The 26,430-nt window shown below is 68.9% G+C and carries 27 protein-coding genes; 13 read left to right on the top strand and 14 right to left on the bottom strand.

Annotation, left to right across the window (positions count from 1 at the left end):
* The first annotated feature begins 22 nt into the window (after positions 1 to 22).
* The 7 genes from rpsD to ACXJJ3_RS28175 all read left to right on the top strand — a co-directional run bounded on the left by rpsD (position 23) and on the right by ACXJJ3_RS28175 (position 5,284).
* Positions 23 to 631, top strand: coding sequence for a 30S ribosomal protein S4 (gene rpsD / locus ACXJJ3_RS28145; protein ID WP_458164841.1), 609 nt, complete (start codon positions 23 to 25; stop codon positions 629 to 631).
* Positions 632 to 734: 103 nt separating this feature from the next.
* Positions 735 to 1,760: a DNA-directed RNA polymerase subunit alpha gene (locus ACXJJ3_RS28150; RefSeq protein WP_184840622.1), complete on the top strand. Its 1,026-nt coding sequence runs from the start codon at positions 735 to 737 to the stop codon at positions 1,758 to 1,760.
* 66 nt (positions 1,761 to 1,826) lie between these two features.
* Positions 1,827 to 2,516, top strand: a complete 690-nt coding sequence (gene rplQ / locus ACXJJ3_RS28155; RefSeq protein WP_458164842.1) for a 50S ribosomal protein L17, sunset domain variant — start codon at positions 1,827 to 1,829, stop codon at positions 2,514 to 2,516.
* Between the two features lie 71 nt (positions 2,517 to 2,587).
* Complete coding sequence (gene truA / locus ACXJJ3_RS28160; RefSeq protein ID WP_458164843.1) at positions 2,588 to 3,400, top strand: tRNA pseudouridine(38-40) synthase TruA; 813 nt, start codon at positions 2,588 to 2,590, stop codon at positions 3,398 to 3,400.
* Positions 3,393 to 4,007, top strand: a complete 615-nt coding sequence (locus ACXJJ3_RS28165; protein ID WP_458164844.1) for a class I SAM-dependent methyltransferase — start codon at positions 3,393 to 3,395, stop codon at positions 4,005 to 4,007. The genes truA and ACXJJ3_RS28165 overlap by 8 nt, the downstream gene beginning before the upstream one ends.
* A 4-nt stretch (positions 4,008 to 4,011) precedes the next feature.
* Positions 4,012 to 4,557, top strand: a complete 546-nt coding sequence (locus ACXJJ3_RS28170) for a SigE family RNA polymerase sigma factor (RefSeq protein ID WP_458164845.1) — start codon at positions 4,012 to 4,014, stop codon at positions 4,555 to 4,557.
* Positions 4,550 to 5,284: a hypothetical protein gene (locus tag ACXJJ3_RS28175; protein ID WP_458164846.1), complete on the top strand. Its 735-nt coding sequence runs from the start codon at positions 4,550 to 4,552 to the stop codon at positions 5,282 to 5,284. Before ACXJJ3_RS28170 ends, ACXJJ3_RS28175 begins: the two co-directional genes overlap by 8 nt.
* A 73-nt stretch (positions 5,285 to 5,357) precedes the next feature.
* Here the strand turns inward: ACXJJ3_RS28175 and ACXJJ3_RS28180 are convergent, their stop codons facing one another.
* Positions 5,358 to 7,322, bottom strand: coding sequence for a hypothetical protein (locus tag ACXJJ3_RS28180; protein ID WP_458164847.1), 1,965 nt, complete (start codon positions 7,320 to 7,322; stop codon positions 5,358 to 5,360).
* A gap of 52 nt (positions 7,323 to 7,374) precedes the next feature.
* Between ACXJJ3_RS28180 and ACXJJ3_RS28185 the strand changes: the two genes are divergently transcribed.
* Positions 7,375 to 9,057, top strand: a complete 1,683-nt coding sequence (locus tag ACXJJ3_RS28185) for an ABC-F family ATP-binding cassette domain-containing protein (RefSeq protein ID WP_458164848.1) — start codon at positions 7,375 to 7,377, stop codon at positions 9,055 to 9,057.
* A 127-nt stretch (positions 9,058 to 9,184) separates the two neighbouring features.
* Here the strand turns inward: ACXJJ3_RS28185 and ACXJJ3_RS28190 are convergent, their stop codons facing one another.
* The gene (locus tag ACXJJ3_RS28190) at positions 9,185 to 10,192 is read right to left on the bottom strand and encodes a hypothetical protein (RefSeq protein ID WP_458164849.1); all 1,008 of its coding nucleotides are present in this window, start codon (positions 10,190 to 10,192) and stop codon (positions 9,185 to 9,187) included.
* Positions 10,189 to 10,701 carry a TetR/AcrR family transcriptional regulator gene (locus ACXJJ3_RS28195; protein ID WP_458164850.1) on the bottom strand — a complete coding sequence of 171 codons (513 nt, stop codon included), beginning with the start codon at positions 10,699 to 10,701 and terminating at the stop codon, positions 10,189 to 10,191. Before ACXJJ3_RS28195 ends, ACXJJ3_RS28190 begins: the two co-directional genes overlap by 4 nt.
* Positions 10,702 to 10,860: 159 nt before the next feature.
* Here ACXJJ3_RS28195 and ACXJJ3_RS28200 point away from each other — a divergent pair, with 159 nt between their 5' ends.
* Positions 10,861 to 11,316, top strand: a complete 456-nt coding sequence (locus tag ACXJJ3_RS28200; RefSeq protein WP_458164851.1) for a nuclear transport factor 2 family protein — start codon at positions 10,861 to 10,863, stop codon at positions 11,314 to 11,316.
* A 260-nt stretch (positions 11,317 to 11,576) separates the two neighbouring features.
* Here ACXJJ3_RS28200 and ACXJJ3_RS28205 read toward each other — a convergent pair whose 3' ends face one another.
* From ACXJJ3_RS28205 to ACXJJ3_RS28215, 3 genes are all read right to left on the bottom strand, one after another.
* Positions 11,577 to 12,398: a hypothetical protein gene (locus tag ACXJJ3_RS28205; RefSeq protein ID WP_458164852.1), complete on the bottom strand. Its 822-nt coding sequence runs from the start codon at positions 12,396 to 12,398 to the stop codon at positions 11,577 to 11,579.
* The gene (locus ACXJJ3_RS28210) at positions 12,395 to 12,955 is read right to left on the bottom strand and encodes an RNA polymerase sigma factor (RefSeq protein ID WP_458164853.1); all 561 of its coding nucleotides are present in this window, start codon (positions 12,953 to 12,955) and stop codon (positions 12,395 to 12,397) included. Before ACXJJ3_RS28210 ends, ACXJJ3_RS28205 begins: the two co-directional genes overlap by 4 nt.
* Before the next feature lie 137 nt (positions 12,956 to 13,092).
* On the bottom strand, positions 13,093 to 14,379 hold the full coding sequence (locus ACXJJ3_RS28215; RefSeq protein WP_458164854.1) for a citrate synthase: 1,287 nt from the start codon (positions 14,377 to 14,379) through the stop codon (positions 13,093 to 13,095).
* Between the two features lie 288 nt (positions 14,380 to 14,667).
* On the opposite strand from ACXJJ3_RS28215, the gene rplM reads away from it, so the two are divergent.
* Genes rplM through glmM form a run of 3 tightly spaced genes read left to right on the top strand, consistent with a single transcriptional unit; the run spans position 14,668 to position 17,022 of the window.
* The gene (rplM, locus tag ACXJJ3_RS28220; protein ID WP_131286311.1) at positions 14,668 to 15,111 is read left to right on the top strand and encodes a 50S ribosomal protein L13; all 444 of its coding nucleotides are present in this window, start codon (positions 14,668 to 14,670) and stop codon (positions 15,109 to 15,111) included.
* Positions 15,112 to 15,146: 35 nt separating this feature from the next.
* Positions 15,147 to 15,668 (top strand): 30S ribosomal protein S9, encoded by a 522-nt coding sequence (rpsI, locus tag ACXJJ3_RS28225; protein ID WP_209692871.1) that lies wholly within the window; start codon positions 15,147 to 15,149, stop codon positions 15,666 to 15,668.
* Between the two features lie 7 nt (positions 15,669 to 15,675).
* The gene (gene glmM / locus ACXJJ3_RS28230) at positions 15,676 to 17,022 is read left to right on the top strand and encodes a phosphoglucosamine mutase (protein WP_458164855.1); all 1,347 of its coding nucleotides are present in this window, start codon (positions 15,676 to 15,678) and stop codon (positions 17,020 to 17,022) included.
* 49 nt (positions 17,023 to 17,071) lie between these two features.
* Here the strand turns inward: glmM and ACXJJ3_RS28235 are convergent, their stop codons facing one another.
* From ACXJJ3_RS28235 to ACXJJ3_RS28260, 6 genes are all read right to left on the bottom strand, one after another.
* The gene (locus tag ACXJJ3_RS28235; protein WP_458164856.1) at positions 17,072 to 17,872 is read right to left on the bottom strand and encodes an ABC transporter ATP-binding protein; all 801 of its coding nucleotides are present in this window, start codon (positions 17,870 to 17,872) and stop codon (positions 17,072 to 17,074) included.
* On the bottom strand, positions 17,869 to 18,708 hold the full coding sequence (locus ACXJJ3_RS28240; protein ID WP_458164857.1) for an ABC transporter ATP-binding protein: 840 nt from the start codon (positions 18,706 to 18,708) through the stop codon (positions 17,869 to 17,871). The genes ACXJJ3_RS28235 and ACXJJ3_RS28240 overlap by 4 nt, the downstream gene beginning before the upstream one ends.
* Positions 18,705 to 19,613: an ABC transporter permease gene (locus ACXJJ3_RS28245; RefSeq protein WP_458164858.1), complete on the bottom strand. Its 909-nt coding sequence runs from the start codon at positions 19,611 to 19,613 to the stop codon at positions 18,705 to 18,707. The genes ACXJJ3_RS28240 and ACXJJ3_RS28245 overlap by 4 nt, the downstream gene beginning before the upstream one ends.
* 12 nt (positions 19,614 to 19,625) lie before the next feature.
* On the bottom strand, positions 19,626 to 20,615 hold the full coding sequence (locus tag ACXJJ3_RS28250) for an ABC transporter permease (protein ID WP_458164859.1): 990 nt from the start codon (positions 20,613 to 20,615) through the stop codon (positions 19,626 to 19,628).
* Positions 20,615 to 22,309, bottom strand: coding sequence for an ABC transporter substrate-binding protein (locus ACXJJ3_RS28255; protein ID WP_458164860.1), 1,695 nt, complete (start codon positions 22,307 to 22,309; stop codon positions 20,615 to 20,617). The genes ACXJJ3_RS28250 and ACXJJ3_RS28255 overlap by 1 nt, the downstream gene beginning before the upstream one ends.
* Before the next feature lie 156 nt (positions 22,310 to 22,465).
* Positions 22,466 to 23,677, bottom strand: coding sequence for an ROK family transcriptional regulator (locus ACXJJ3_RS28260; RefSeq protein WP_458164861.1), 1,212 nt, complete (start codon positions 23,675 to 23,677; stop codon positions 22,466 to 22,468).
* Positions 23,678 to 23,750: 73 nt separating this feature from the next.
* On the opposite strand from ACXJJ3_RS28260, the gene ACXJJ3_RS28265 reads away from it, so the two are divergent.
* Positions 23,751 to 24,608 carry a LacI family DNA-binding transcriptional regulator gene (locus ACXJJ3_RS28265; protein ID WP_458164862.1) on the top strand — a complete coding sequence of 286 codons (858 nt, stop codon included), beginning with the start codon at positions 23,751 to 23,753 and terminating at the stop codon, positions 24,606 to 24,608.
* Here the strand turns inward: ACXJJ3_RS28265 and ACXJJ3_RS28270 are convergent.
* Positions 24,585 to 25,661, bottom strand: coding sequence for a Gfo/Idh/MocA family protein (locus tag ACXJJ3_RS28270; RefSeq protein ID WP_458164863.1), 1,077 nt, complete (start codon positions 25,659 to 25,661; stop codon positions 24,585 to 24,587). The two genes, ACXJJ3_RS28265 and ACXJJ3_RS28270, sit on opposite strands and share 24 nt — an antisense overlap.
* Positions 25,654 to 26,421 (bottom strand): ThuA domain-containing protein, encoded by a 768-nt coding sequence (locus tag ACXJJ3_RS28275; protein WP_458164864.1) that lies wholly within the window; start codon positions 26,419 to 26,421, stop codon positions 25,654 to 25,656. Before ACXJJ3_RS28275 ends, ACXJJ3_RS28270 begins: the two co-directional genes overlap by 8 nt.
* Between the last annotated feature and the right edge of the window lie 9 nt (positions 26,422 to 26,430).

Genomic DNA, 26,430 nt, shown 5'->3' on the forward strand with positions numbered 1-26,430 from the left:
AGAGAGAGGAAGGTAGCGAACCATGGCCCGTTACACCGGACCTATGACCAAGAAGTCGCGCCGTCTCGGGGTCGACCTCGTCGGTGGCGACAAGGCGTTCGAGCGTCGTCCGTACCCGCCGGGTATGCACGGCCGCGGCCGCCCGAAGGAGAGCGAGTACCTGCTCCAGCTGCGCGAGAAGCAGAAGGCGCGTTACTCGTACGGCGTTCTCGAGAAGCAGTTCCGCCGGTACTACGAGGAGGCCTCGCGGCGCTCCGGTAAGACCGGTGACAACCTGCTGCAGATCCTGGAGTCCCGGCTGGACAACGTGGTGTACCGCTCCGGTCTCGCCCGTACCCGCCGCCAGGCCCGTCAGCTCGTCGTGCACGGTCACTTCACCGTGAACGGCGTCAAGGTGAACATCCCGTCGTACCGCGTCTCCGCCCACGACATCATCGATGTCAAGGCGAAGTCGGCCGAGACGACGCCGTTCATCATCGCCCGGGAGACGCACAGCGAGCGCGTCGTCCCGGCCTGGCTCGAGGTGATGCCGGAGCGTCTGCGGATCCTCGTCCACCAGCTGCCCACCCGGCAGCAGATCGACACCCAGGTCGCCGAGCACCTGATCGTCGAGCTCTACTCGAAGAACTGACCCGTTGCCGGCCGGTGGTCCTCGGACCGCCGGCCGGTCCGGTGCGTTCTTCACCACTCGCGACCTCAAATAGTGGTCGTCGCGACGAAAGAAGGAACCAGAAGTGCTGATCGCACAACGCCCCACCCTGACCGAAGAGGTCGTCGGCGAGTACCGCTCGCGGTTCGTCATCGAGCCGCTGGAGCCGGGCTTCGGCTACACCCTCGGGAACTCGATCCGCCGGACCCTGCTGTCCTCGATCCCCGGCGCCGCCGTCACCAGCATCAAGATCGACGGTGTCCTGCACGAGTTCTCGACCGTTGCCGGGGTCAAGGAAGACGCCACCCAGCTGATCCTGAACCTGAAGGACCTGGTCGTCTCCTCCGAGCACGACGAGCCGGTCACCATGTACCTGCGCAAGCAGGGCCCCGGTGACGTGACCGCCGCGGACATCGCGCCGCCGGCCGGTGTCGAGGTGCACAACCCGGACCTGAAGATCGCCACCCTGAACGAGAAGGGCCGGCTCGAGATGGAGCTGGTCGTCGAGCGGGGCCGCGGTTACGTGTCCGCCGTCCAGAACAAGTCCGCGGACGCCGAGATCGGCCGGATGCCGGTCGACTCGATCTACTCGCCGGTCCTCAAGGTCACCTACAAGGTCGAGGCCACCCGTGTCGAGCAGCGCACCGACTTCGACCGCCTGGTGGTCGACGTCGAGACCAAGCCGTCGATGCTGCCCCGCGACGCCGTCGCGTCGGCCGGTAAGACGCTGGTCGAGCTGTTCGGGCTGGCCCGCGAGCTGAACGTCGAGGCCGAGGGCATCGACATCGGCCCGTCGCCGGTGGACGAGCAGATGGCCGCCGACCTGGCGCTGCCGGTCGAGGACCTGCAGCTGACCGTCCGGTCGTACAACTGCCTGAAGCGCGAGGGCATCCACACCGTGGGTGAGCTGATCTCGCGCAGTGAGCAGGACCTGCTGGACATCCGGAACTTCGGCTCCAAGTCCATCGACGAGGTCAAGCTGAAGCTGGCCGAGATGGGCCTGTCGCTGAAGGACTCCCCGCCCGGGTTCGACCTCCGCGCCGCGTCCGGTGCCTACGGCAACGAGGCGGACGACGAGGACGAGAGCTTCGCCGAGACCGAGCAGTACTGAGCTGACCGAAGGCCCGTCGGGGCCTCTTGATGAGGCCCCCGGGCCTGAGATTCCTGGAGTAATGAGATGCCTACCCCCACCAAGGGTGCCCGCCTGGGCGGCAGCCCGGCGCACGAGAAGCTGATCCTCAGCAACCTCGCGACGTCGCTGTTCGAGCACGGCGCGATCACCACCACCGCGGCCAAGGCCAAGCGCCTGCAGCCGCTGGCCGAGCAGATGATCACCAAGGCCAAGCGCGGTGACCTGAACTCGCGCCGCCAGGTGATGAAGCGGATCAAGGACAAGAGCGTCGTGCACGTGCTCTTCACCGAGATCGGCGAGCGGTACGCCGACCGTCCGGGCGGCTACACCCGGATCACCAAGCTCGGCCCGCGCAAGGGCGACAACGCGCCGATGGTGAAGATCGAGCTGGTCGAGGCGCTGTCGGACTCGCCGAAGGCGAAGAAGACCGCCGCCAAGAAGGCCCCGGCCAAGAAGACCGAGGCGCCGGCTGCCGACAAGGCCGAGGACAAGGTCGAGGAGACCAAGGTCCAGGACGTCGTCGCCGGCAAGTACGAGAACTCCGCCGCCCCGAACACCGACGGCTCCGCGCCGGAGGGCTACACGGTCAAGGGCAACGAGGACTCGATGAAGTACCACACGACCGAGTCGCCGTGGTACGACAAGACCGTCGCCGAGGTCTGGTTCAAGACCGCCGAGGACGCCGAGGCGGCTGGTTTCGCCAAGGCCGGCGGTTCGGACGCCGACGACAAGTAAGTCTGCTGTAAGTCTGCTGGCGAGGCCCCCGCACCGGACGGTGCGGGGGCCTCGTTGCGTTAGATTGGCGTGTGCGCTGGCGGATTGATCTTCGGTACGACGGAGCGGCCTTTCACGGGTGGGCCCGTCAGGAAGGTCTCCGGACCGTGCAGGGCTCGCTCGAGGAGGCGCTGCGCGTCGTACTGCGGCTGCCGGAGCCGTTGACGGTCACGTGTGCCGGGCGGACGGACACGGGCGTCCACGCGCGCGGGCAGGTCACCCACGTGGACGTGGACGACGCTGTGGACCCGGTACGGCTGTTGAGAGGGCTGAACGGCGTACTGCCCGCGGATGTGGCTGTCACGGCCGTGACGGCGGCTCCTGAGGGCTTTGACGCCCGGTTCTCGGCCCTGGCCCGCCGGTACGTGTACCGGCTGTGTGACGAGCCGGCCGGCTGGGATCCGCTGACCCGAGGTCATGTACTGCGGGTGGGCCGGCCGATGGACGTGGACCGAATGAACGCCGCGGCGACTCGGCTGCTCGGGGAGCACGACTTTGCCGCGTTCTGCAAGAAGCGGGAGGGTGCGAGCACCGTACGGGCGCTGCTGGAGTTCTCGTGGCGGCGGACCGGTCCTGGCCTGTTGGAGGGCACTGTGATCGCGGATGCGTTCTGCCACTCGATGGTGCGTGCGTTGGTCGGGTCCATGCTGCCGGTGGGGGACGGACGGCGGGACGTGGCGTGGCCGGCCGCAGTATTGGCCGGGAAGGTGCGGGACTCGGCCGTGTCGGTGCTGCCGGCGCACGGGCTGACGTTGGAGGAAGTGCGGTACCCGGCAGACGACGAGCTGGCTGCGCGGGCGTTGCAGGCGCGGCAGGTACGAGGAGAGGTACATCAGCGTGGGTGACCACTTCTTTTCGGCGGAGCCCGCGTCCGCGGACGTACGGCGTACCGTCGAGGCCCGGGTCTGGGACAAGCCGTACGTGTTCACGACGGCGACCGGGGTGTTCTCCCGGGACCGCTTGGACATCGGTACGTCGGTCCTGTTGCGCTCGGCGGAGCCGCCGGCCGGGACGGGGACGTTCCTGGACCTCGGGTGCGGGTACGGGCCGATCGCTTGCGCGTTGGCAGTGGAGGCGCCGGACGCGACCGTGTGGGCCGTCGACGTGAACAACCGCGCGCTCGAGCTCGCGCAGTTGAACGCGAAGGCTGCCGGCGTCGGGGACCGGGTGCGGGTCGCGTTGCCGGACGACGTACCCGAGGACGTGCGGTTCGACCAGATCTGGTCCAACCCCGCGATCCACATCGGCAAGACCGAGCTGCACGCGATGCTGCTGCGCTGGCTCGGCCGCCTCGCCCCCGGAGGCGTGGGATGGTTCGTCGTCGGTAAGAACCTGGGCGGCGACTCCCTGCAGCGCTGGATGACCGAGCAGGGCTATCCCTGCACCCGTGTCGCCAGCGCCAAGGGTTTCCGGGTCCTGCGTGCAACGAACGCGGGTCCATCACCGTCCTGAGGACATGGAGGCAGCCTTGGCGGCAGCGGAGGTGCGGGTGGAACCCGTCGACTTCGAGGCGTGGGTCACCGAGAAGGCCGACGCCTTGCTGCGGTTCGCCTATGTGCTGACCGGAGACGCCAACCTGGCCGAGGACGCCGTACAGGACGCACTGACAACCGCCTGCGCCCGCTGGGGGCGGGTGAGCCGCGCGGACGACCCCGAGGCGTACGTGAAGCGGATGGTCGTGAACGCGCACATCTCCTGGTGGCGGCGGTTCCGGCGGCGGGAGGCGCCGGTCGACGACCCGGTGCGCACGGCCCGCGCAGTACCGGACGGTACGGCGCAACGTGCCGAGGCAGACGCCATCTGGGACCTGTGCGCGACCTTGCCGGACAAACAGCGCGCTGCCGTCGTACTGCGGTTCTACGAGGAGCTGTCGTACGCCGAGATTGCCCAGCTGCTGCACTGCGCGGAAGCGACGGCACGGTCGCACGTACACCGAGCCCTGGCTGCTTTGAAGACCACCCTGAGCCACCAAGAGCGCACGGAAGGAGCCGAGGATGCCTGAGCACGACCCTGAGCAGGAGCTCGGCCCCAAGATCACGTCGGCGTTCCAGGACCATTCTGACCTGCCCGGCCTGCAGAAGAGCGGCCTGGCGCGTGAGGCTCGCCGCCGGGTGCACAGGCGTCGGCAGGCGTGGTCTGCCGCCGCTGGCGCCGTACTGGTTGCTGCTGTCGCCGGGGGCGTGTGGGGAGTCGCTGGAAACGACTCCCAGGTCGCTTCCAGCAACAGCGACGGCGGCCCGGCGCCTGCGGCCGGTACGGCGAAGAACAACAACGGGATCGTCGGCCCGCGCGCCGAAAGCGTCTGCCCTAGCAGGCCTGCAATCGGCCCGAACGCAGGTACGGGTCTCGACCTCAGCACGCCGGTGACAGGCCTGAAAGCGTGCCGTTACAGCCTGACCGACGGTTCGGTCCTCGGCCAGCAGTCGTTTGACGCGTCCGTGGCCCAGCAGGTCGTCAACGCGATCAAGCCGCTCCCGGAGCGCAACCCGGCACTCCCGGCCCTCAAGTGCGCCCCACAGGCCACAAAACCGGCCGAGGAGATCGTGTTGCGCTTCGACACCGCAGACGGCGTACGCGAGATCTGGGTGCAGTACGACGGCTGCACGTCACCCGGCTTCTTCACCGGAACCCGCACCTACGGCCTGTACGCCGCCCCGCTCAAACTCTTCATGCTCGGCACAGTCCGCCCCACCGGCAGCACCTACCTGAACGCCCTGAAGGACTGGTAGACGCGCCCGTCAGTCGACCTCGCGGGTAGGGCGTTCGCGACGGGCGGCCAGCGGGCGTACGTTATCGGGCCGCTCACCGGTGCTCTTGTACACGCCGGGACTCCCGGCGTCGGTCGCCGTCCCGACAAACCGCCGGAGCCGGGCCACCTCTTCCTCGGTAGGCGGCTTCGCCCGCCCCTGGGGCTCGTCCGGTTCCTGCCCGTCCATCCGCACCTATCCTCACCTCAGGTCCGCCTAGATCATAAGGACTCCCCAGGGCCGCCGAACCCCCATCCACCACCCCAACCCCCGAATCACCACGCCACCCCTCCCGCGCACCCGCCGCGCCCCGGCGACCATCCCCCGCGGCAGCAGCTCGTACGGCTCCCGTCGCGGCATCAACCTGATCCGAACCAGCACCCACAGCCGCACCAGACACCGCACCACCCCCGCCAGTTGCCGACTCGCCAGCTGCCGCCCCGCCCGCATTAGCACCACCTACTACTGGCGCCGCGCCGCCTCCACTCGCACCGCCGGCGGCCTGCCCGGCACGACCTCCACCAGCCGCCGCACCGCCTGCTCTCGTACCACTTGCTGCTGGTCCGGCACGACCTCCGCCAGCCGCCCCGCCCGTACTCGCACCACCTACTGCTGGCGCCGCGCCGCCTTCGCCGGCCGCCGCGCCGCCTGCGCTCGCACCACCCGTTGCCGACCCGCCAGCCGCCGCCCCGTCCCCGGCCAGCGAACTCGCGCGTGCGGCCGCAGCTCCTGCAGCGGCTGCCCTCGCAGCTGCCATCGCCCCTGAACCCGTACCCATTTCCGCGGCAGCTCGGCCAGCCGCACCTCCGCCTGCCGCCGCGCCTCCAGCACCTGAACCGGCGCCCGCGCTCGCACCACCTGCGCCTGCACTGCCTGCGCTGGTACCGCCTGCGGCTGCACTGCCTGCGGGCGGGCCGCCGGCTACGCCTGCCGTGTTGCCGCCGGTAGCTGCTTCGGCTGATGGCCTCCGACCCGCTGCTGAAAGCTCTGCGCCCGCCGACATAGCTGCGCTATCGGCCGCGACGCGCACCGCAGACGGCCGTGCGGTGGAGTTGAGGAACTGGCGTAGCCGGTCCGGCTCCAGTTCGAGCGGTGGGCGGCCGTAGTACGTCTCGATCTCCTGCACCTGCGCCCGCTCCCGCGCCGTCATCGGGAGCCGGGACGGCTGCTCCCCGGCCTCGTGGTAATGCTCCTCGACCGTCCTCAGCTCCGCCTCCACCCGCTCGATCGCCCGGCTACCAGCCTCCCGGCCGCGCTCGGCGAGCTCCCGTGGGGTCTCCTGCATCGCGGTGTAGTGCTCCGTGATCGCCCCGAGTTCCTCCTGCAACGGCCGCGTCAGCCGGAGGCGGATCTGAGAGCGGTGCTGCGGCGGCATCACCCCGTTCAGCCGCGAGTCGATCAGTACGTCGGCCATCGCGTTGTACCGCTGCGCGAACGGCGTCCCGTCGACTGCGGCCAGGACCTCCTCCCGCGGTCGTCCGCTGACCGTGTGCAGTCCGTCGAGCACCCCCTCGACGGCCGTCTGATACCCGGCGTACCCCAGCGTCGCCGTCATGTCGTGGATCCTGGGGACGGCTTTGTCCATCCCGATGTCCTGGATGACCAGGTCGACGATCCGGTCCCGGTTGCTGTCCGCGAGTCCCTCGGTCAGCGCCTGGCCGGCCGCTGAGGAGTAGCGAACCGCGTCCGGCGCGTTCTCGTCGCCGGGCTCGTGCTGGTGATGGTCGGTCTCGTGCACGACCACCAGTACGCCGATCCGCGCGCCGCCGGTGGTCTCGAGGTCCGTCGGCCGGTTCGCGTCGTACGCGCGCAGCACCGGTTCGAGGACGTTCTTCCGGCTGATCGTCATGTGGCCGCCGATCTGGCCGGAGCCGCTGACCTGGCCGAGCTCCTCGTACAGCTGACGGTTCCAGGACGAGGGCCGGCCGGTACGGCGTTCGACGGCTGCCACGACGCTCGCGAGCCAGTCGTACTCGCGCGTGCCGGGCAGGATCTCGGGACCTCTCTGCTGGTGCGGCACGCGCCGACAATAACGGTTCGCCCGGTCCGGGGACTGTTGACAGACTGGGGGGATGGGCCATGTGGATGTCGCCGGGATCGGGTACGAGTTGCCGGACGGGCGGGTGTTGCTCGACGACATCACGTTTCGGGTCGGGGACGGGGCGAAGGTCGCGCTGGTGGGGGCGAACGGGTCCGGGAAGACGACGCTGACGCGGATCATCGCGGGGGACCTGAAACCGCACAGTGGCAGCATCTCGCGGTCCGGTGGGCTCGGGGTGATGCGGCAGTTCGTCGGGTCGGTGCGGGACGAGTCGACGGTGCGGGACCTGTTGCTGGGGGTCGCGCCGGACGCGATCCGGGAGGCGGCGGCGAAGCTGGAGAAGGCCGAGCTGGCGATGATGGAGGCCGACGACGAGAAGACGCAGCTCAAGTACGCGCAGGCGGTGGCGGACTGGGGTGAGGTCGGTGGGTACGACGCCGAGGTCCTCTGGGATGTCTGTACTACGGCAGCGTTGGGTATCCCGTTCGACCGTTGCCGCTGGCGTGAGGTGAAGACGCTGTCCGGCGGCGAGCAGAAACGCCTGGTACTGGAGGCGTTGCTGCGCGGGCCGGAGCAGGTACTGCTGCTGGACGAGCCGGACAACTACCTCGACGTACCGGGGAAGCGTTGGCTCGAGGAGCAGCTGCGTACGTCGGACAAGACCGTTCTGTACATCAGCCACGACCGTGAGCTGCTGGCCAACACGGCCACCCGGATCGTGACGGTAGAGCTCGGTGCGGCCGGTAACAACGCGTGGACGCACGGCGGGGGCTTCTCGACGTACCACGAGGCTCGGCAGCACCGGTTCGAACGTTTCGAGGAGCTGCGGAAGCGTTGGGACGAGGAACACGCCAAGCTGCGCGCACAGATGCTGATGTACAAGCAAAAGGCGGCGTACAACTCCGACATGGCATCGCGGTACCGCGCCTCGCAGACGCGGCTGCGCAAGTTCGAGGAGGCCGGCCCGCCGCAGGCGTTGCCGCGCGAGCAGAAGGTCAGCATGCGCCTCACCGGCGGCCGTACCGGTAAGCGGGCCGTCGTGTGCACAGAGCTCGAGCTGACCGGTCTGATGAAGCCTTTCGACGTCGAGATCTGGTACGGCGAGCGTGTGGCCGTGCTGGGCTCCAACGGCTCCGGGAAGTCGCACTTCCTCCGGCTGCTCGCGACGGGCGGTTCTGACCCGGATGTGGAGCACCAGCCCATCGGCGACGTACAGATCGCCCCCGTGGCGCACACGGGTAACGCGAAGCTAGGGGCTCGCGTACGGCCCGGCTGGTTCGCGCAGACGCATGAGCACCCGGAGCTGGTCGGTAAGACGCTGCTGGAGATCCTGCACCGCGGCGACGACCACCGCGACGGCATGGGGCGCGAACTGGCTTCACGGAAGCTGGACAGGTACGAGCTGGCCCATGCGGCCGAGCAGACCTTCGACAGCCTGTCCGGCGGCCAGCAGGCCCGTTTCCAGATCCTGCTGCTCGAACTGTCCGGCGCAACGCTTCTCCTGCTCGACGAGCCCACCGACAACCTGGACGTCGAGTCAGCCGAGGCGTTGGAGGAAGGCCTGGACTCCTTCGACGGCACAGTCCTCGCCGTAACCCACGACCGCTGGTTCGCCCGCGGCTTCGACCGCTACCTCGTCTTCGGCGCCGACGGCTCCGTCTACGAACCCGACGAGCCCGTCTGGGACGAGGGCCGCGTGGACCGCGCCCGCTAGCGTTGACAGGCGTTCTCGCGGCCCGTTGGATCCGCACTGTTGTTCCGAGCTGGTACTGCCGCTGGCTGTTCCCGGTCGTCTGGCTCGCGGCGCTCTGTGCGGTCAGCCTGGGCCTGGCCGGCACGTTCTAGGGCTGCAGGCACCAGCCGTCGCGGTAGGCGGCCCACTGGTCGTCGGTGGCGGCGAAGTCGACGTACAGGGCCAGGCCGAAGTTCTTGCGGGGGGAGTCGCCCAGGCCGAGGCGGGCGCCGCGGACGGCGGCGGTGACGGTCTCTGCGTGACCCCAGTGGGCGGCGTTGTTCTCCCAGTACGCCGGGAGTCCGATCAGCAGGTCTGTGGTCGGGGGAGTGACCTCCAGGGCCAGCTGGGTCTGTTTGGCGACGTAGCCGCCGTACAGGGACTCGAGCGGCATGGCGGTGTCGTACGTCATCACGGCGATCTGGTTGACGCGTTCGGCGACCTGGCGGAAGTAGTCCTGCGACCACCACTTCTCGATCGGGATCGCGTGCAGGTACCAGAGCGGGTCGATCTGCGCCGCCGCGACCGACAGCGTCGTACCGAGCGCGCGCGTCTCGTCGAGGACGGCGAGGTACCCCTTCGACCCCGAGGGGATCGGCTCGAAGTCGTAGTGGATGCCCTGGAAACCCTGCTGCAGAACAGCTTTCGCCGACGCGACGACGCGTTGCCGAACCGTCGGGTCGTCGAGATTCATCCCCGGCTTCTTCCCCGGTTGTACGACGTCGCCGAGCCAGGCCTGGACGCGGACGCCCGGCGCGGCGGCGTGGATCGCGTCGACGAACCACCGCGCCCGCGGCGATAACTTTGCCAGCGGCAACGATCCGTCGTGCTCGAGCGGGCCGGTGTGGACGTACAGGTCGTGGATGCCGGTGCCCTTCAGGCGTTCGGCCAGCGCGGTCACGTCGGCGCTGGTCTTCCGGCCGTCGACCCAGGCGTGGCCGAGCCAGAGCGCGTCCTCGTTCCGGGTGCGGGCGCCCGCGGACGGGTCGCCGGCGTACTGCACACGCAGTGAGATCGCGTACGTCCCGAGCGGCGCGATTGCCAGTACGACGACCGCCAGTACGGCAGCGACGATGATGCGTCGCGGGCGTGACCAGGATCGCCAGCGGCGTCTCACAGACGCGGCTTCAGGCCGTCGTACACGAGCGCGAGCATCCGGTCCCGGGTCTCCGCGTCCAGCGCGGACGCGGTCGCGCCGCGGGACGAGCCGATCAGCAACGCGTACACCTCGGGGAACTGCGCGTCCGGGCGGACCGCACCCGCCTTCTGGGCCGCGACGAGCAGCCCGTCGAACGCCTCCCGCATGCTGCGCCCGGCCTCCCGCGCCTGCTCGCCGGCCGCCGCGCCGGACGCGGTCAGCGCCTCCGCGATCGCCAGCTTGGACGCCGACTCCGCCACCACCTGGGTGAAGAACTCGTAGAACGCCGCGCCCGGATCGGCGCTGCCGGTCAGCTCCAGAGCCCGGTCCCGGATCCGCTCCAGGCGCAGCGTCAGGACCGCCTCGAGCAGCTCGGTCTTGGTCGCGAAGTGCCGGAACACCGTCGCGATCCCGACCCCGGCCAGCTTCGCCACATCGTCCGTCGACGCCCCCGGCGACCGTCCGAAAACGTCGTCCGCCGCCGTCATGATCCTGGCCCGGTTGTCTCGCGCGTCTGCCCGCACCCCAGCTCCCCTCCGTCGCCCCTCAGCCTAGAAGACGCCGGGAGTCCTTATCCGGTTGTAAACGAAGTTGGGACTCCATATATTCGATAGTCATCACTCCGTTTAACGTCTGTGAGGATTCCGATGACACCCGAAGAGGTCTTCCTGAAGCTCGTCCATGGCGTCGCCGACCGCGACTTCGCCGTACTGCCCGGGCTGTACGCCGAACGGACCGACGTCCGGCACCCGATGAACCCGTACGGCGACCCCCCGCTGCTCAGCCGCGACGCCCTCCGCGAACACTTCGGCGGCGTCGGCCCGCGGGTCACCGAGGTCGTCCGCTTCCAGCCCGACAACATCCGCGTCCACCACACCACCGACCCGGAGGTGATCGTCGCCGAGTTCGAGTACGCCGGGACGATCGTTGCCACCGGTGAGCCGTTCCGGGTACCGGCGATCTTCGTACTCCGCGTCCGCGACGGGCTGATCGTCGAGTCCCGCGACTACATCCACCACCTGGCGATGATCCGCGCCCGCGGCCAGGTCGACGAACTCGTCACCCACCTGAAGGAACCGGCAACCACCCACCCCACGTCCTAGTCCCAGAGGCGCCAGATGGCCCCGGACCGAGGCAAGAAGCCCGCCCGGGGCCATCTCCAATCCAAAGGACACCGCTGCGCGGCGGCTGCTTGTTCCCGCCTTCGGCGTGGTGCGCGGGTGGTGGATCCGCATGGAGGTGGTTGACGTCGCGGGCTGGTTGGTGCCGGGAGTTGGTTCGACCGAATGCATGGCGTCGGCGCCTCGGGCGGGGCGTGCGACGTGAACAGGCGACAGACTATTGGAGCTTGCTCCGCGGTGGTTCAGTTGGGGAGCCAGGTCCAAGGCAGGTTCGGGCGGCAGTCCTTTGGGGCTGGGAGGGGGGTTTCCGTGCCGACCCGGGCGTACTTGTGGCCCGTTGGTTCCGAGCGGCAGGCTGCCTGGCCGGCCCGCCGGGCACCCTCGGTCCCGGGGCTTGTGTAGACGAGTTTCCCGGTCGCGTCGTACCCGCGGACAACGTACGGGCGGGGGCTGTCAGCGGCCGGCGTCTTGACGGCCGGCACCGACCTCACGGGGGCGTAGTAGAAGCCGTTGCGCAACACCGCCTCGACCGGGGCGCCGCCGGAGGGTGTGACGGTGATGCGGGCGATCGGCTTCACATAGGTGCCGCTGCCGGGGCCGCCGGACTGTACCTCGTCGAACAGGCCGAGCTGCGGGGTCGCCGCTGTCCCCGAAACGAGGGCTCCGGCCTGGTCGAAGCCGCAGTTCACCCACAGCCCGGCGCCGTACCCGACGATCCAGGTCCGGACGTACGCGTCGTCGGGCGGGTTCACGAACCGGAAGCCGTCGAGTACCGCATGGCCGGTGGATGTGGCGAGGTTGTACTTGACCAGGCAGCGTTGACCGAGATGCGCCTTTTCCGCCGCGCTCAGCGGTTCGACCGCCGGCGCCGACGCAACCTGCTCGTGGTGGTCCCGCAGGAAGAATCCGAGGGTCACGACCGACACAACGGCAGCAACCGCGGCCAGCGGGACCAGCCAGCGGTTCCGTGACGGCGTACCCGACTCCACGATCGCGAGGAGTTCGTCGCGCTGGCGTTCTCGGGCCGACGGGCGGAGGTCGCCGTCCGGCATCAGGATGTTCATGCCTGGGTCTCCAGATCGAGTTCGCGCAGGTGTTTGCGGGCCCGGGACAGCCGCGACTTCACGGTTCCGATCGGTACGTCGAGCGCGATCGCCGCGGCTGCCTGGTCGAGGCCCGCCCAGATGCACAGCTCGACGATCTCGCGTTCCTGCCGGGGCAGGCGTTTCAGCGATGTGTGGACGGCCCGGATCCGGCGGTCGTCGTCGAGGCGTTGCGCGATGTCGTCCGCGGGGTCGTCGACCTCGCGGTGGACGAGATGCGCGGCGGCCAGCGCCCGGCGGTAGCGGAGCTTGGCCCGCCATTCGTTGCGGACGGTGTAGTCGGCCGTCCGCAACAGCCAGGGCAGGGCCGAGTCGCGGTCGAGTACGACGTCGGCCCGGCGCCGCCACGCCTGCAGGAAGACCGCGGACGTCAGGTCCTCGGCGTCACTCCAGGAACCGGTCCGGCGGCGCAGGAAGTTGTAGATCGCCCGGGCGTGCCGGTCGTACAGCTGCGCGAACGCCTCCGAGTCGCCGTCCGCGGCCCGGTCCCACAGTTCCCGGTCCGAGACGACAGGCACAGCTCGTACGCCGCCCACGCCGTACTCCCCTCACGATTGTCCTTGCGATCGTTAGGTGTCGGCGTACGCGCGCGGGTTCCCTAAAAAGACAGCCGCCGCGAACCTGGTCGGTTCGCGGCGGCTGGGGTGGGACGGGGTCAGCGATCGCCCATCGGGACGTACTGGACGCCTCGCGCTCCGGTGTAGATCTGCTTCGGGCGGGCGATCTTCTGGTCGCTGTCGCCGAGCATTTCCAGCCACTGGGCCAGCCAGCCGGACGTCCGCGGGATCGCGAACAGGACGGTGAACATCTCCGGCGGGAACTGCAGGGCCTCGTAGATCAGGCCCGAGTAGAAGTCGACGTTCGGGTAGAGCTTGCGGGAGACGAAGTACTCGTCCTCCAGCGCGATCTTCTCGAGCTCGACGGCGATCTTCAGCAGCGGGTTGATGCCGGTGACCTCGAAGACGTCGTCGGCGGCCTTCTTGATGATCTTGGCGCGCGGGTCGTAGTTCTTGTAGACCCGGTGGCCGAAGCCCATCAGGCGCTCTTCGCCGTTCTTGACGCCCTCGATGAACGCCGGCACGTTGTCGACGGTGCCGATCCGGCGGAGCATCTTCAGGACGGCCTCGTTGGCGCCGCCGTGCAGCGGGCCGTACAGGGCCGCGATGCCGCCGGTGACCGCGCTGTACGGGTCGACCTGGGTGGAGCCGATCGCCCGGACCGCGTTGGTGGAGGCGTTCTGCTCGTGGTCGGCGTGCAGGATGAAGAGGATCTCCAGCGCGCGCACCAGGCGGTCGTCGGCGGCGTACTTCGGCTCGCTCATCTTGAACAGCATCGACAGGAAGTTCGCCGCGTAGCTGAGCTCGTTGTCGGGGTAGACGTACGGCTTGCCCTGGGCGTGCCGGAACGCGAAGGCGCCGAGCGTCGGCATCTTCGCGATCAGCCGGCGGATCTGCAGCGCCCGCGACTCCTCGTTGAAGATCTCCCGGGACTCCGGGTAGAACGTGGACAGCGCGCCCACCGAGGCGAGCAGCATGCCCATCGGGTGCGCGTCGTACCGGAAGCCCTGCATGAAGGTCTTCAGGTTCTCGTGCACGAACGTGTGATACGTCACGTCGTGCGCCCAGGCCTCGTACTCCGCCTTGTTCGGCAGCGAGCCGTTCACCAGCAGGTACGCGACCTCGAGGTAGTTCGACTGCTCGGCGAGCTGCTCGATCGGGTACCCGCGGTACTCGAGGATGCCCTTGTCGCCGTCGATGAAGGTGACGGACGACCGGGTCGAGGCGGTGTTGACGAAGCCCGGGTCGTAGGTGGCCAGGCCACCATCGCCGTCGGTTGCACTGATCTGCTTGAGATCTGCGGCACGGATGGTGCCATCGGTGATGGCAAGGTCGAAGTCCTTGCCGGTCCGGTTGTCCCGGACGGTGAGCGACTGTTCGGTCACGATGCCCTCTTCGGAAGCTGGCGTCATCGCCTGGATGAATGAGGGTAGATCAGCCGGCGGGACGCGGGTCTGGACTGCAATCTTCACCGCTAAACTAGTGCGGTCCTCAGCTCGTTCCAAGCCGGGGTCGGTTCGGCGGGTCTGCTCACTTTGACCCGCGCCCGCCGTCGCCGGTATTCTGGGCTGCTGTTGTGCGTATCAGGTCCAGTACAGGCGCTTGTCTTGTCGGCCGACCGCTCGCCGACGTCCAAGTTCCAATCAATCTCTGAGAAACGAAGGTCAACGACCGTGCGCACGTACAGCCCGAAGCCTGCTGACGTCACTCGTGAGTGGCACGTGATCGACGCCACCGACGTCACGCTCGGTCGGCTCGCCGTCCAGATCGCAACCCTGCTGCGCGGCAAGCACAAGCCGACGTTCGCCCCGCACGTGGACGGTGGCGACTTCGTCGTCGTCGTCAACGCCTCCAAGGTGGCCCTGTCCGGCACCAAGCGGACCGACAAGCTGGCCTACCGCCACTCGGGTCACCCGGGTGGTCTGACCGCCACGCCGATCGGCGAGATCCTCGACAAGGACCCGCGCAAGGCCGTGGAGAAGGCCGTCTGGGGCATGCTGCCGAAGAACCGCCTGAGCCGGAAGCTGCTCACCAAGCTGAAGGTGTACGCCGGTCCGGAGCACCCGCACACGGCCCAGCAGCCGAAGCCGTTCGAGATCACCCAGATCGCCCAGTAAGCGATCGACGAACCAGGTAAACGAGGATTCACAGCGTGAGCGACATCACCACCGAGACCGAAGAGCTCGACACCGAGGTCCCCATCGACACCGAGGGCCCGGTCGCCTACACCTCCGAGACCAACCCGGCTCCGGAGCAGCGCGCCGAGACGGGTCGGGTCGCGGTCATCAACCCGGCGGGCGCCACTGGTCGCCGCAAGGAGGCCGTCGCCCGCGTGCGGATCGTCCCGGGCACCGGCAAGTGGAAGATCAACGGCAAGGACCTTGACGTCTACTTCCCGAACAAGGTGCACCAGCAGCACGTGAACGAGCCGTTCGTCGTCGCGGGCCTCGAGGGCTCGTACGACGTGATCGCCCGGATCAACGGCGGCGGCATCACCGGCCAGGCCGGTGCGCTGCAGCTCGGCGTGGCCCGCTGCCTGAACGCCGCGGACCTCGAGGCGAACCGCCCGGGTCTGAAGAAGGCCGGCCTGCTCACCCGCGACGCGCGGATCAAGGAGCGCAAGAAGGCCGGTCTCAAGAAGGCCCGTAAGGCGCCTCAGTACAGCAAGCGCTGATCACCTGATGGGGCGTTTGTTCGGCACGGACGGAGTCCGTGGCCTGGCGAACGTGGACCTGACCGCGGAGCTGGCGCTCGACCTCTCGGTCGCGGCAGCTCACGTACTCGGCGAGGCCGGTGCCTTCGAAGGGCACCGGCCACGCGCCGTTGTAGGGCGGGATCCGCGTGCCAGTGGTGAGTTCCTGGAAGCCGCCGTGGTGGCCGGTCTGGCCAGCGCCGGCGTCGACGTCGTCCGGCTCGGCGTACTGCCGACCCCGGCCGTCGCATACCTGACCGGCTCGACCGGCGCCGACCTCGGCGTGATGCTGTCCGCCAGCCACAACCCGATGCCGGACAACGGCATCAAGTTCCTGGCCCGTGGCGGGATCAAGCTCGACGATGTGATCGAGGACGCCATCGAGGCCCGGATGGGCGAGGAATGGCAGCGCCCGACCGGCGCGGCCGTCGGTCGCGTGACCGACGACGGGCAGGGCTTCGAGACCTACGTCTCGCACCTGGTCCGCTCGGCGCCGAACCGGTTCGACGGGCTGAAGGTCGTCATCGACTGCGCGAACGGTGCCGCCTCGGAGACCGCTCCGGAGGCGCTGCGCCGGCTCGGCGCCGAGGTGATCACGGTCGCCGCCGCGCCGGACGGCCTGAACATCAACCTGAACTGCGGGTCCACGCACATCGAGGGCCTGCAGCGTGAGGTCGTCGGGCACCGCGCCGACGTCGGCATCGCGCTCGACGGCGACGCGGACCGCTGCCTGGCGGTGGACGCGAACGGCGAACTCGTCGACGGCGACCAGATCCTCGCGGTCCTGGCGCTCGCGATGCGGGACAGCGGCCGGCTGTCGAACGACACCGTGGTCGCGACCGTGATGAGCAACCTCGGCTTCGTCCAGGCGATGGTCCGGGAGCAGATCGCGGTCGAGCAGACCAAGGTCGGCGACCGCTACGTCCTGGAGGCGATGAAGGCCGGCGGCCACAAGCTGGGCGGCGAACAGTCCGGCCACGTGATCCTCTCCGACCACGCCACCACCGGCGACGGCACCCTCACGGCGGTCAACCTCCTCGCCCGGGTGGCCCAGACCGGCAAGAGCCTCGCCGACCTGGCCGGCGCGATGACCCGCCTCCCGCAGGTCCTCGTCAACGTCAAGAACGTCGACAAGACCCGCGCCGGCACCGACCCGGCCGTCCAGTCCGCCGTCACCGAGGCCACCACCCGCCTGGGCGACTCCGGCCGAGTCCTCCTCCGCCCCTCCGGCACCGAGCCCCTCGTCCGAGTCATGGTCGAAGCCGAGTCCTCCGACACAGCAGACGAAATAGCTCACACCCTGGCGGACGTCGTAGCCAGCTCCTTGAAGCTCTGAAACCGTGAAAGGCGCCGGAGAGATCTTTCTCTCCGGCGCATTTCGCGTTCTACGGCTTCAGTTCGGCCAGGCGGCGTTCGGGGGCTGGGGCTGCTTCGGCGAGTAGTCGGGTGTACTCGTGTTGGGGGTTGAGGATGACGTCGTCGGCGGGGCCTTGTTCTACTACTTGGCCTTGGTAGAGGACCATGATTTCGTCGCTGAAGTGGCGGGCGGTGGCCAGGTCGTGGGTGATGTAGAGGACGCCTAGGTTTTCCTCGCGTTGGAGGGTGGCGAGGAGGTTCAGGACGCCCAGGCGGATCGAGACGTCCAGCATCGAGACCGGCTCGTCGGCGACCAGGATGGCTGGTTCGGGGGCGAGGGCTCGGGCGATGGCTACGCGTTGGCGTTGGCCGCCGGAGAGTTCGTGGGGTTTGCGGTGGACGAAGTCCTCGTCGAGGCGGACGCGGCGGAGGAGTTCGAGGACGCGGTCGGTGACCTGGTCTCGGGTGAAGCCGGGGTGGTGGAGCTGGACGGGGCGGGCGAGGTGGTGGCCGATCGAGTGGTACGGGTTCAGGGACGCGAACGGGTCCTGGAACACCATCTGGACGGCTTTGCGGTACGTCGCCGCGGCGGCGCCCCGGTAGCGCATCGGCTTGCCGTCGACGAGGATCTCGCCGGATGTCGGGCGCTCCAGCTGCAGCAGGAGCTTCGCGATCGTGGACTTTCCGGAGCCGGACTGGCCGACGAGCGCGATCGTCCGGCCGGGCTGCAAGTCGAAGCTGACCTGGTCGACCGCCCGCAGCCGGGTGGTCCGCAGGCCGTTGCGCAGGCGGTACTCCTTCACCACGTCGCGCATCTCGAGTGCGCTCATAGTGCCTCCTCGACACCGGTGCGGACAAAGGCGCCGCGTTCACCGGTCAGGCTGGGGAACGACGACAGCAGTTGCTTCGTGTACGGGTGCTGCGGCTTCGTGTACAGCGTCAGCGCGTCGTCGAGCTCGACGATCACGCCGTCCCGCATCACCGCGATCCGGTCGCTGATCTCCAGCAGCAGCGGCAGGTCGTGGGTGATGAACACGACCGCGAACCCGAGCTCGGACCGCAGCCGGGTGATCTCGCGGAGGATCTCGCGCTGTACGACGACGTCCAGCGCGGTGGTCGGCTCGTCCATGATCAGGATCTGTGGTTCGAGCGCGAGCGCCATCGCGATCATCACGCGTTGCCGCATCCCGCCGGACAGCTCGTGCGGGTACGCGCGCAACCGGTCGCGGTCGACGCCGACCCGTTCGAGGAGTTCCGCGCAGCGCAGCCGGCGTTCCGGCTTGCCGACCTCCGGCCGGTGCGTGAGGAAAACGTCTTCCAGTTGTTCGGAAATTCGCAGTACCGGGTTGAGCGAGTTCATCGCGCCCTGGAAGACCATCGCGATCTTGTCCCAGCGGAAGGCCCGCAGGTCGTCGCCGGTCAGCGACGACAGGTCGATGTCGTACCCCTCCCGGGACGAGAACAGCACCCGCCCGCCGGTGATCCGCGCCGGCGGCTTCAGCAGCCGGGTGATCGCGTACGCCAGGGTCGACTTTCCGCAACCGCTTTCGCCCGCGAGGCCGAGGATCTCGCCGCGCTCCAACGTCAGCGACACGTCCCGGACGGCGTGCACCGTCGTCTCGGCCAGGTAGTCGATGCTCAGGTTCTCGATGCTCAGGACACTCATGCCTGCACGCTCCATTTGTTGCGTTCGGCACGCGTCTGCGAGCGCAGTTTCGGGTTGATGATCTCGTCGATCGAGAAGTTGATCAGCGACAGCGCCGCGCCGAACAGCGCGATCGCCAGCCCCGGCGGCGCGAACCACCACCAGGCGCCGAGCCGCAGCGCCAGCCCGTTCTGGGCGTAGAACAGCATCGTTCCCCAGGTGAACGATCCGGACGCGCCGAGCCCGAGGAACGACAGCCCGGCCTCGCCGAGGATCGCGAAGATCACCGCGAACACCACCTGCGAGGCGAGCAGCGGGATCAGGTTCGGCAGGATCTCGACGAGTAGGATCCGCCAACGTTTCTCGCCGCCGATCCTTGCCGCGAGCACGTAATCGCGGCTCCGCACGCTGAGTGTGAACCCGCGCAGGACCCGGGCAGACCCGGCCCAGCTGGTGATGGCGAGTACGGCGGCCACCAGCCAGATCGACTTGTTCGGTACGTAGCTGGAGATCACGATCACCAGCGGCAGCCCCGGGATGACCAGCATGATGTTGGTGAACAGCGAGAACGCCTCGTCCGCCCAGCCGCCGACGAACGCGCCGACGACGCCGAAGAACGACGACAGCAGCAACGTGAGCGCTCCGACCACGACGCCGATGGTCAGCGATCCGCGGGTGGCGTACGCGAGCTGCGCGAACACGTCCTGCCCGCTCTGCGTGGTGCCGAGCAGGAATCCGTTGCCCGGACCGGCCAGCCCGACGTCGCGGACCTTGGACGGATCGCCGACCAGGAACGGGCCGAGGACGCCGAACAGCACGATCAGGCCGGCGATGCCCAGCCCGACCGCGAGCTTGAGGGTCATCGGTGGCAGCCGGCGCCGGGACGGGGTCGCGACCGCGACGGCCCCTTCGGTGGTGACAGTCATGGGAGCCCTTCCTCAGGACCGCGCACGCGTGCGGGGGTCGATGACGCCGTACAGGAGGTCGACGAGCAGGTTCGCGCCGAGGACGGCGAGCGTGATGATCAGGAAGACGCCCTGCATGAGCGCGTAGTCGTTGTTGCCGACGGCAAGCAACAGTGCGGATCCGATGCCCGGGTACCCGAACACCGCCTCGGTGACGATCGACCCGGCGACCACGAAGCCGAGCGAGATCGCGAAGCCGGAAACCGATGGCAGAATCGCGTTCCTGGCCACGTACCGGGAGCGGATCCGGCGCGGTGTCAGGCCTTTCGCCTCCGCGGTCACGACGAAGTCCTCGGACAGCGTCGAGACCATCATGTTCCGCATCCCGAGCATCCAGCCGCCGATCGACGAGATCACGATCGTCAGCGCGGGCAGCGCGCCGTGGTACAGCACCGACTGCAGGAACGGCAGGCTCCAGCCGGGCGTCACGGAGTACACGTCGTACCCGCCGCTGAGCGGGAAGACCGGCCAGGTGCTGGCGAGCAGGAAGAGCAGCAGCAGGGCGAGCCAGAAGTACGGCACCGACTGCAGCATGGTGGTGAACGGGATCAGGTTGTCGATCCAGGACCCGCGTTTCCAGCCGGCCGCCCGGCCGAGCAGGATCCCGACCGCGAACGAGATCACGGTCGCGATCCCGATCAGCCCGACGGTCCACGGCAGCGTCTGCCCGATCACCTGCGAGACCGGCGCCGGGAAGTACGCGATCGACGTCCCGAGGTCACCGGTGAGCAGATGGTGCAGATACCGCCAGTACTGCGTCCAGAGCGAGGAGCTGGTGTCCGTCCCGAGCAGTGCCTGGATCGCGGCCCGTGTGGTCGGCGTGACCGGGCCCTTGGTCGCGAGCTTCGACAGCATCAGGTCGACCGGGTTCCCCGGCATCAGCCGGGGAATCAGGAAGTTCAGCGTCAGCGCCGCCCAGAGCGCGACCACGTAGAAGGCGAGTTTGCGGAGCAGGTAGCGCATCAGCTGGCGGGCTTGATCGTCTTGAGGACGATGCCGGCGTCCCACGCCTTCCACGCCGCGGGCAGTACGTACAGGTTGTCCTTGGTCGGCCAGCCGGTCGCGCGGGAGGTGTTGAACTCGGTCAGCATCGAGTTCACGTAGACCGGGATGTACGGCAGCTGGTCGGCGATGATGCCCTGGATCTTCGCGTACTCCGCCTTCTGCGCGGCCTGGTCCGTCGTACCGGCGGCGGCTGTGAGAGCGGCGTCGACGGCGGGGTTCGAGAACCGGGACTGGTTGCCGGCCGAGGCGCTCTTGCCCACCGGCGCGGTGTTCGTGGTGGCGAGCTTGCTGTCGTAGGTGAAGTACGGGTTCGTGGACGCGCCGAGGCCGACCGAGTCCAGCGACAGCTGGAACTTGCCGTTGGTCTGGGCGGCGTTCCACTCGTTCCACGACACCTGGCTCGGCTTGAGCTCGACGCCGATCGCGGCCAGCTGCTGCTTGAGGGTGTCGTTGATCAGGATGTAGTCGCTCCACCCGGTGACGGTCTGCACGGTCAGCGACAGCCGCTGGCCGTTCTTGGCCCGTACGCCGTCACTGCCCTTCGTCCACCCGGCCGCGTCGAGGGCCTTGTTCGCGGCGTCGGTGTCGGCGTTCTGCGGGAGCTTCGCCGTGCCGGCGTCCGCGATCCACTGGTCGTCGCGGCCGGGCAGCAGCATGGTCGGCGAGCCGACGCCCGCGACCCCGCCGCCGGCGAGTTTCGCGAGCTGCTCACGGTTCATCGCCAGCGAGATCGCCTTGCGGACGGCGGGATCGGTCTGCGGACCTGTGCAGCCGAGGGCGGCGTTCGAGCAGGTCACGATGACGGTCGTCATCACGGGCGTGTTCACGTACGTCAGGTTCTTGCCGGACTTCATGATGTTGTCGATGCCCGGCAGGTACGCGCTGGCCCAGTCGACCTTGCCCGCGACGAGTGCGGCGCTGGCGGCGTCCGCGGACGTGACCGGGAGGTACCGGACCTCCTTGATCGTCGGCTTGCCCGCTTCCCAGTACTGGTCGTTCTTGGTGAGGACGAAGCTCTGCGGCGTGTAGGACTTCACCTTGAACGGGCCGGTGCCGACCGGGTCCTTGTTCAGATTCGTCGTCGGGTCCTTGATGTCCTTCCAGATGTGCTCGGGCACGATCGCCTGGTTGGCGAGCACGGCCGGCTCCTGCATCAGCGACTTGGACCTGAACGTCAGTACGGCGGTGTCGTCGGAGGTCGCCTTCGCGGTGGCGGCGAGCCCGGACGGGTTCAGCGCGGGCGTCTTGGCGACCAGGTTGAACGTGAAAGCGACATCCTTCGCGGTGAACGGCTGGCCGTCGTTCCACTTCACGTCGTGGCGGGTCTTGATCGTCAGCTCGGTACCGGCGGCGTTCCAGGAGAAGCCGGACGCGAGGACGGGCGTCGGCTCGGACTGCTTCGCGAAGTTGTACCAGTACAGCGGCTCGTAGATGACGCCGAGCGTCGGCTGCAGCGCCGTACTGCTGAACGGGTTGAAGTTCTCGGTGGTGATGTCGCCGGCGGCAACGGTGATTGTGGCGTCCTTGGCGGCGCCCTGGGTGCCGGTCGCGGCGCCGTTGCAGGCGGCGAGCAGCAGGGCGGTGACGGTCGCGGCGGCAGCGGCGCTCACCAGGCGCCGGCCGCGGACTCGGTTCGTCGGGTTCCGGAGCATTGATCGATTCCTTTCCAACGCGGTCTTCGAACGCGTCACCCGGCACCCGCCAGGGAAGCTGGCCGTAACTTAGTTCGCCTAACAAAGAAGGCGCAAGAGGTCAGTGCGGTAACGATTTCGACACCTGGAGTGCCGGGAAAGGGTTTGCTGGGTGGATTACTGCGCGGAGATCGCGCGCTCCGAGCGGAGCATCATCAGCGCGGCGCCGATCGCGGCCGCGTCGTGCCCGCGCTCGTCCAGCACCACCTCGGTGTTCACGGCCCGGCCGAACGCGGAGCTCATGATCCGCTCCTGGATGATCGGCAGGTAGATCGTGCCGGCCACGGCGAACGCCGGACCGGTCAGCACCAGCAGCTGGACGTCGTACATGTTGGTGATCGCCTGCGCGCCGAGCGCCAGCCAGGACGCCGAGTCCTTCAGGATCGCCTCGGCCCGCGAGTCCCCGGTCAGCGCCAGCCGGGCGATGGCCGCGAACGCCGCGACTCCGGTACGGCGCTGCGACCCGAGGTCGAGGCCCGCGGCCCGGGCCTTCGCGACCACTGTGGCGGGACCGGCGATCGCCTCGAGACAACCGGTACTCCCGCACCAGCACTGCGGTCCGCCGATCTGCACGCAGATGTGGCCGACCTCGCCGGCGTTGCCGTGCGCGCCCTGGTAGACGTGGCCGTTCAGCCGCAGGCCGGAGCCGATGCCCTCGCTCATGAACAGCCCGGCCATCACCGACACGTCATGGCTGGTCGTCAGCCGAGTGCCCGCGGCGGCCGCGGTGGCGTCGTTCTCGAGCAGCGCCGGCAGACCGAGGCGTTCCTCGAGGCGCTCGTGGATCGGGAAGCCGACCCAGTTCGCCATGCTCGGCGGGGCCGAGGTGACGCCGAGGTTGCGGATCAGCGGGCCGGGGCAGACGAACCCGGCACCGAGGATCAGCGCCGGGTCGACGCCGGCGCGCTCGATCAGCTCGGCGGTCTCGGCGGCGATCCGCTCGACCACCTGGTCCGGGTCGCTCGCGTCGCCCGGCCCGGACCGGCGCCAGCGCGCGAGTACCCCGCCGGCGTAGTCGACCAGCACGTACGTCAGGCTGTCGGGGCTCAGGTGGACGCCGACGACGTACCGCGCCGCGGCCCGGATCCGGAGCAGCGTGCGAGGCTTGCCGCCGGTGGACGTGCCGCGGCCGGCCTCGTCGACCAGTCCGTCGTCGATCAGCCGCCGGACCAGCGTGGTGACCGACGGGGCGGTGAGGCCGGTGATCTGGGTGAGTTCCACCCGGCTGAGCGTGCCGGCGGAGCGGATGCTGTCCACAATGAGGGCACGGCTGTTCGTCGGCGCCGGGTCGTAGCCCGGTGATCGCGACGCGTCGCTGACCTGCTGCATGGGGACAACCGCAATCTGTCGAGTTTGTTAGGTCTGTGAATATAGTGGCTTCGACGGCCTTGGAGGGCAGTGTATGCAGGAGCGCGAGCGGATCGCGGGGCTGGTCCTGGCGCGTCCCGGGCGGTTGCTCGGGATGGAGCCGTTCATGGCCGACGTGGTCCAGGGGATCGAAGAGGTCTTCGCGGGGCGCGGCTGCAGTCTGCTGATCGAGTTCGCCGCGGACATTACCGAGGAGATCGGGATCTGGCGGCGCTGGGTGCCGAACCGGCACGTCGACGGCATCGTGATGGTCGACCTGCGGGCCACCGATCCGCGGCTCGACGAGCTGCAGCGGCTCGGCGTACCGGCGGTGCTGCTCGGCGGGCCGGAGCTGAAGGCGCCGATCACGAACGTCCTGGTCGACAACGCCGAGGGCGCTCGGGCCGCGGTCCGGGCGTTGGCGGATCTCGGGCACGCCGACATCGCCCGGGTGAGCGGGCCGCGGGACATGCTGCACTGCCAGGCGCGTGACGACGCGTTCATGGCGACGTGCGCGGAGCGGGACGTGCGCGGGCGGGTGATCGAGGGGGACTACTCGGAGGACTCCGGGCGGGACGCGATGCAGCACCTGCTCACCGGCAGTCGGGTCCCGACGGCGGTTGTCTACGACAACGACCTGATGGCGATCGGCGGCCTGGCCGCGGCGAAGGAGCTGGGCGTCGCGGTCCCCGACCAGCTCTCGGTGATCGCCTGGGACGACACCGCAGTGGCGCGGCTCGCCACGCCACCGCTCAGCGTCGTCACCGTCGACGTGCACGGCCTGGGCACGATCGTCGGCGAGGCGATCCTGAACGTCATCCAGGGCGCGCCCCCGACGACCTACCAGGTCCCCAAGCCGACGATCCGCCTGGACCGTTCGACCGCGAGATCAGTCCAGGCCGACCGCCGCTAGCGGGTTCGTCCAGGACTTGAGGGCGGCCAGGAGGTCGGGGTTCTGGGTGGTCGAGAGGGCTTCGGTGTAGGCCTCGGTGATGATGTCGTTGATGCGGACGGGTACGCCGGTGTTCGCCGAGCGTACGGCGGCCTCGACCATCGCGAGGCTGACCACGTTCGAGTGCACCTCGGACTGCGGGGTGGTCGACGTCCGGACGGCGTCGACGAACTCCGCGAGGGAGCCGGCGATCTCCTCGGGCTCCTCGCCCAGCGGTGCGGGTACGTCGGGGCCTGCGACGGGGGCGTTGTCGCCGTCCCAGGTCGCCGTACCGCCGGGGGTGCTGGCGCGCCAGAGGCCGTTCCAGGACGTCTCGAGGCCGGGGGCGCACCAGCTGCCGGCGAACGTGAAGCGGGTGCCGTCGGCGTACGTGAAGATCGCGGACGCGGCCGCGTTGCCGTCGAACCAGCTCCAGGACGGGTTGTACGAGTCGCAGTACACCGACACCGGCTCCGAGCCGATCAGCTTGCGGGACAGGTCGAACTGGTGGATCGCCATGTCGACGAGCAGCGGTTCGGCCATCCGTTCGCGGAAGCCGCTGAAGTGCGGGGCCTTGTAGAACTCGCAGGTCAGGGTCCCGATCGGGCCGAGCTCGGCGAGCTGCTCCTGGAAGGCGTTGACGGCGCGGAAGTAGCGGCGGGACTGCGAGACCATCAGCAGCTTGCCGCTGACCTCACTCGCGGCGGCCATCTGCAGGCATTCGCGAACTGTTTCCGCCAGCGGTTTCTCGCAGAGTACGGGGACTCCGCGCAGGAGTGCCTCGACGCTGACTTTCGGGTGTGCTGCCGGAACGGTCACGTCGATGAGGGCCTCGAACTCGACACCCAGCTCGTCGATCGAGGTCGCGACCGGCAGGTCCGGGAAACCGTGTTCGTCGGCGGCCGCGCGGGCGACGGTGACGTCCAGGTCGATCAGGCCGACGAGCGTCACGTCGGGGTTGGCGGCGATGGTGCGCAGCCAGGCGCGGCCCATCCCGCCGGCTCCGACCTGCAGCAGGCGTAGGGGTTCAGGCATCGGCAGGCTCCTCGATGGGTCCGGTGTACCCGTGTCCGTTGAAGAAATCTTCGGTCTCGTAGCGCAGCAGCGTCGGCAGTTCCCGCTTCGGCAGGTCCGTGCGGGCCCAGGCGACACCGTTCGCGATCACCTTACGGACGTCCTTGTGGTGGTACACCGGGTAGTCCTGGTCGCCGGGGGAGAAGTAGAAGATCTTGCCGTGCCCGCGGCGGAACGTGCAGCCGGAGCGGAACACCTCGCCGCCGGAGAACGAGGACACGAAGATCAGCTCGTCCGGCACCGGGATGTCGAAGTACTCGCCGTACATCTCCTGCTGCTCGATCTCGATCGGGTGCGGGACGCCCTGGGCGATCGGGTGCGTGGGGTTGACCGTCCAGACCAGTTCGCGGTCCCGCTCGCTGCGCCAGCGGAGCGTGCAGGTGGTGCCCATCAGCTTGCCGAAGATCTTCGACCAGTGGCCGGAGTGCAGGACCACCAGGCCCATCCCGGACAGCACGTGCCGGTAGACGCGCTCCACCACCGCGTCGTCGACCTCGCCGTGGGCGGCGTGCCCCCACCAGACCAGGACGTCGGTCTGTGCCAGCACCGCTTCGGTGAGGCCGTGCTCGGGTTCGTCGAGGGTCGTAGTGGAGACCTTCACGTCGGGCAGGTTCTCGGCGATGCCGGCCGCGATCGTCGAGTGCATGCCGTCGGGATAGATCTCCCGGACGTGCGGCTCGACCTGCTCGTGCCGGTTCTCGCCCCAGACAAGTACGTTCATGTGTTGGTA

The organism is Kribbella sp. WER1 (genome assembly GCF_054189145.1).

Excerpts from the sequence above, each read along its gene's own strand:
- rpsD (WP_458164841.1), top strand. The coding sequence starts at position 23 with ATGGCCCGTTACACCGGACCTATGACCAAGAAGTCGCGCCGTCTCGGG.
- rplQ (WP_458164842.1), top strand. The coding sequence starts at position 1,827 with ATGCCTACCCCCACCAAGGGTGCCCGCCTGGGCGGCAGCCCGGCGCAC.
- ACXJJ3_RS28170 (WP_458164845.1), top strand. The coding sequence starts at position 4,012 with ATGGAGGCAGCCTTGGCGGCAGCGGAGGTGCGGGTGGAACCCGTCGAC.
- ACXJJ3_RS28175 (WP_458164846.1), top strand. The coding sequence starts at position 4,550 with ATGCCTGAGCACGACCCTGAGCAGGAGCTCGGCCCCAAGATCACGTCG.
- ACXJJ3_RS28185 (WP_458164848.1), top strand. The coding sequence starts at position 7,375 with ATGGGCCATGTGGATGTCGCCGGGATCGGGTACGAGTTGCCGGACGGG.
- ACXJJ3_RS28195 (WP_458164850.1), bottom strand. The coding sequence starts at position 10,701 with ATGACGGCGGCGGACGACGTTTTCGGACGGTCGCCGGGGGCGTCGACG.
- ACXJJ3_RS28200 (WP_458164851.1), top strand. The coding sequence starts at position 10,861 with ATGACACCCGAAGAGGTCTTCCTGAAGCTCGTCCATGGCGTCGCCGAC.
- ACXJJ3_RS28205 (WP_458164852.1), bottom strand. The coding sequence starts at position 12,398 with ATGAACATCCTGATGCCGGACGGCGACCTCCGCCCGTCGGCCCGAGAA.
- glmM (WP_458164855.1), top strand. The coding sequence starts at position 15,676 with ATGGGGCGTTTGTTCGGCACGGACGGAGTCCGTGGCCTGGCGAACGTG.
- ACXJJ3_RS28235 (WP_458164856.1), bottom strand. The coding sequence starts at position 17,872 with ATGAGCGCACTCGAGATGCGCGACGTGGTGAAGGAGTACCGCCTGCGC.
- ACXJJ3_RS28240 (WP_458164857.1), bottom strand. The coding sequence starts at position 18,708 with ATGAGTGTCCTGAGCATCGAGAACCTGAGCATCGACTACCTGGCCGAG.
- ACXJJ3_RS28245 (WP_458164858.1), bottom strand. The coding sequence starts at position 19,613 with ATGACTGTCACCACCGAAGGGGCCGTCGCGGTCGCGACCCCGTCCCGG.
- ACXJJ3_RS28250 (WP_458164859.1), bottom strand. The coding sequence starts at position 20,615 with ATGCGCTACCTGCTCCGCAAACTCGCCTTCTACGTGGTCGCGCTCTGG.
- ACXJJ3_RS28255 (WP_458164860.1), bottom strand. The coding sequence starts at position 22,309 with ATGCTCCGGAACCCGACGAACCGAGTCCGCGGCCGGCGCCTGGTGAGC.
- ACXJJ3_RS28260 (WP_458164861.1), bottom strand. The coding sequence starts at position 23,677 with ATGCAGCAGGTCAGCGACGCGTCGCGATCACCGGGCTACGACCCGGCG.
- ACXJJ3_RS28265 (WP_458164862.1), top strand. The coding sequence starts at position 23,751 with ATGCAGGAGCGCGAGCGGATCGCGGGGCTGGTCCTGGCGCGTCCCGGG.
- ACXJJ3_RS28270 (WP_458164863.1), bottom strand. The coding sequence starts at position 25,661 with ATGCCTGAACCCCTACGCCTGCTGCAGGTCGGAGCCGGCGGGATGGGC.
- ACXJJ3_RS28275 (WP_458164864.1), bottom strand. The coding sequence starts at position 26,421 with ATGAACGTACTTGTCTGGGGCGAGAACCGGCACGAGCAGGTCGAGCCG.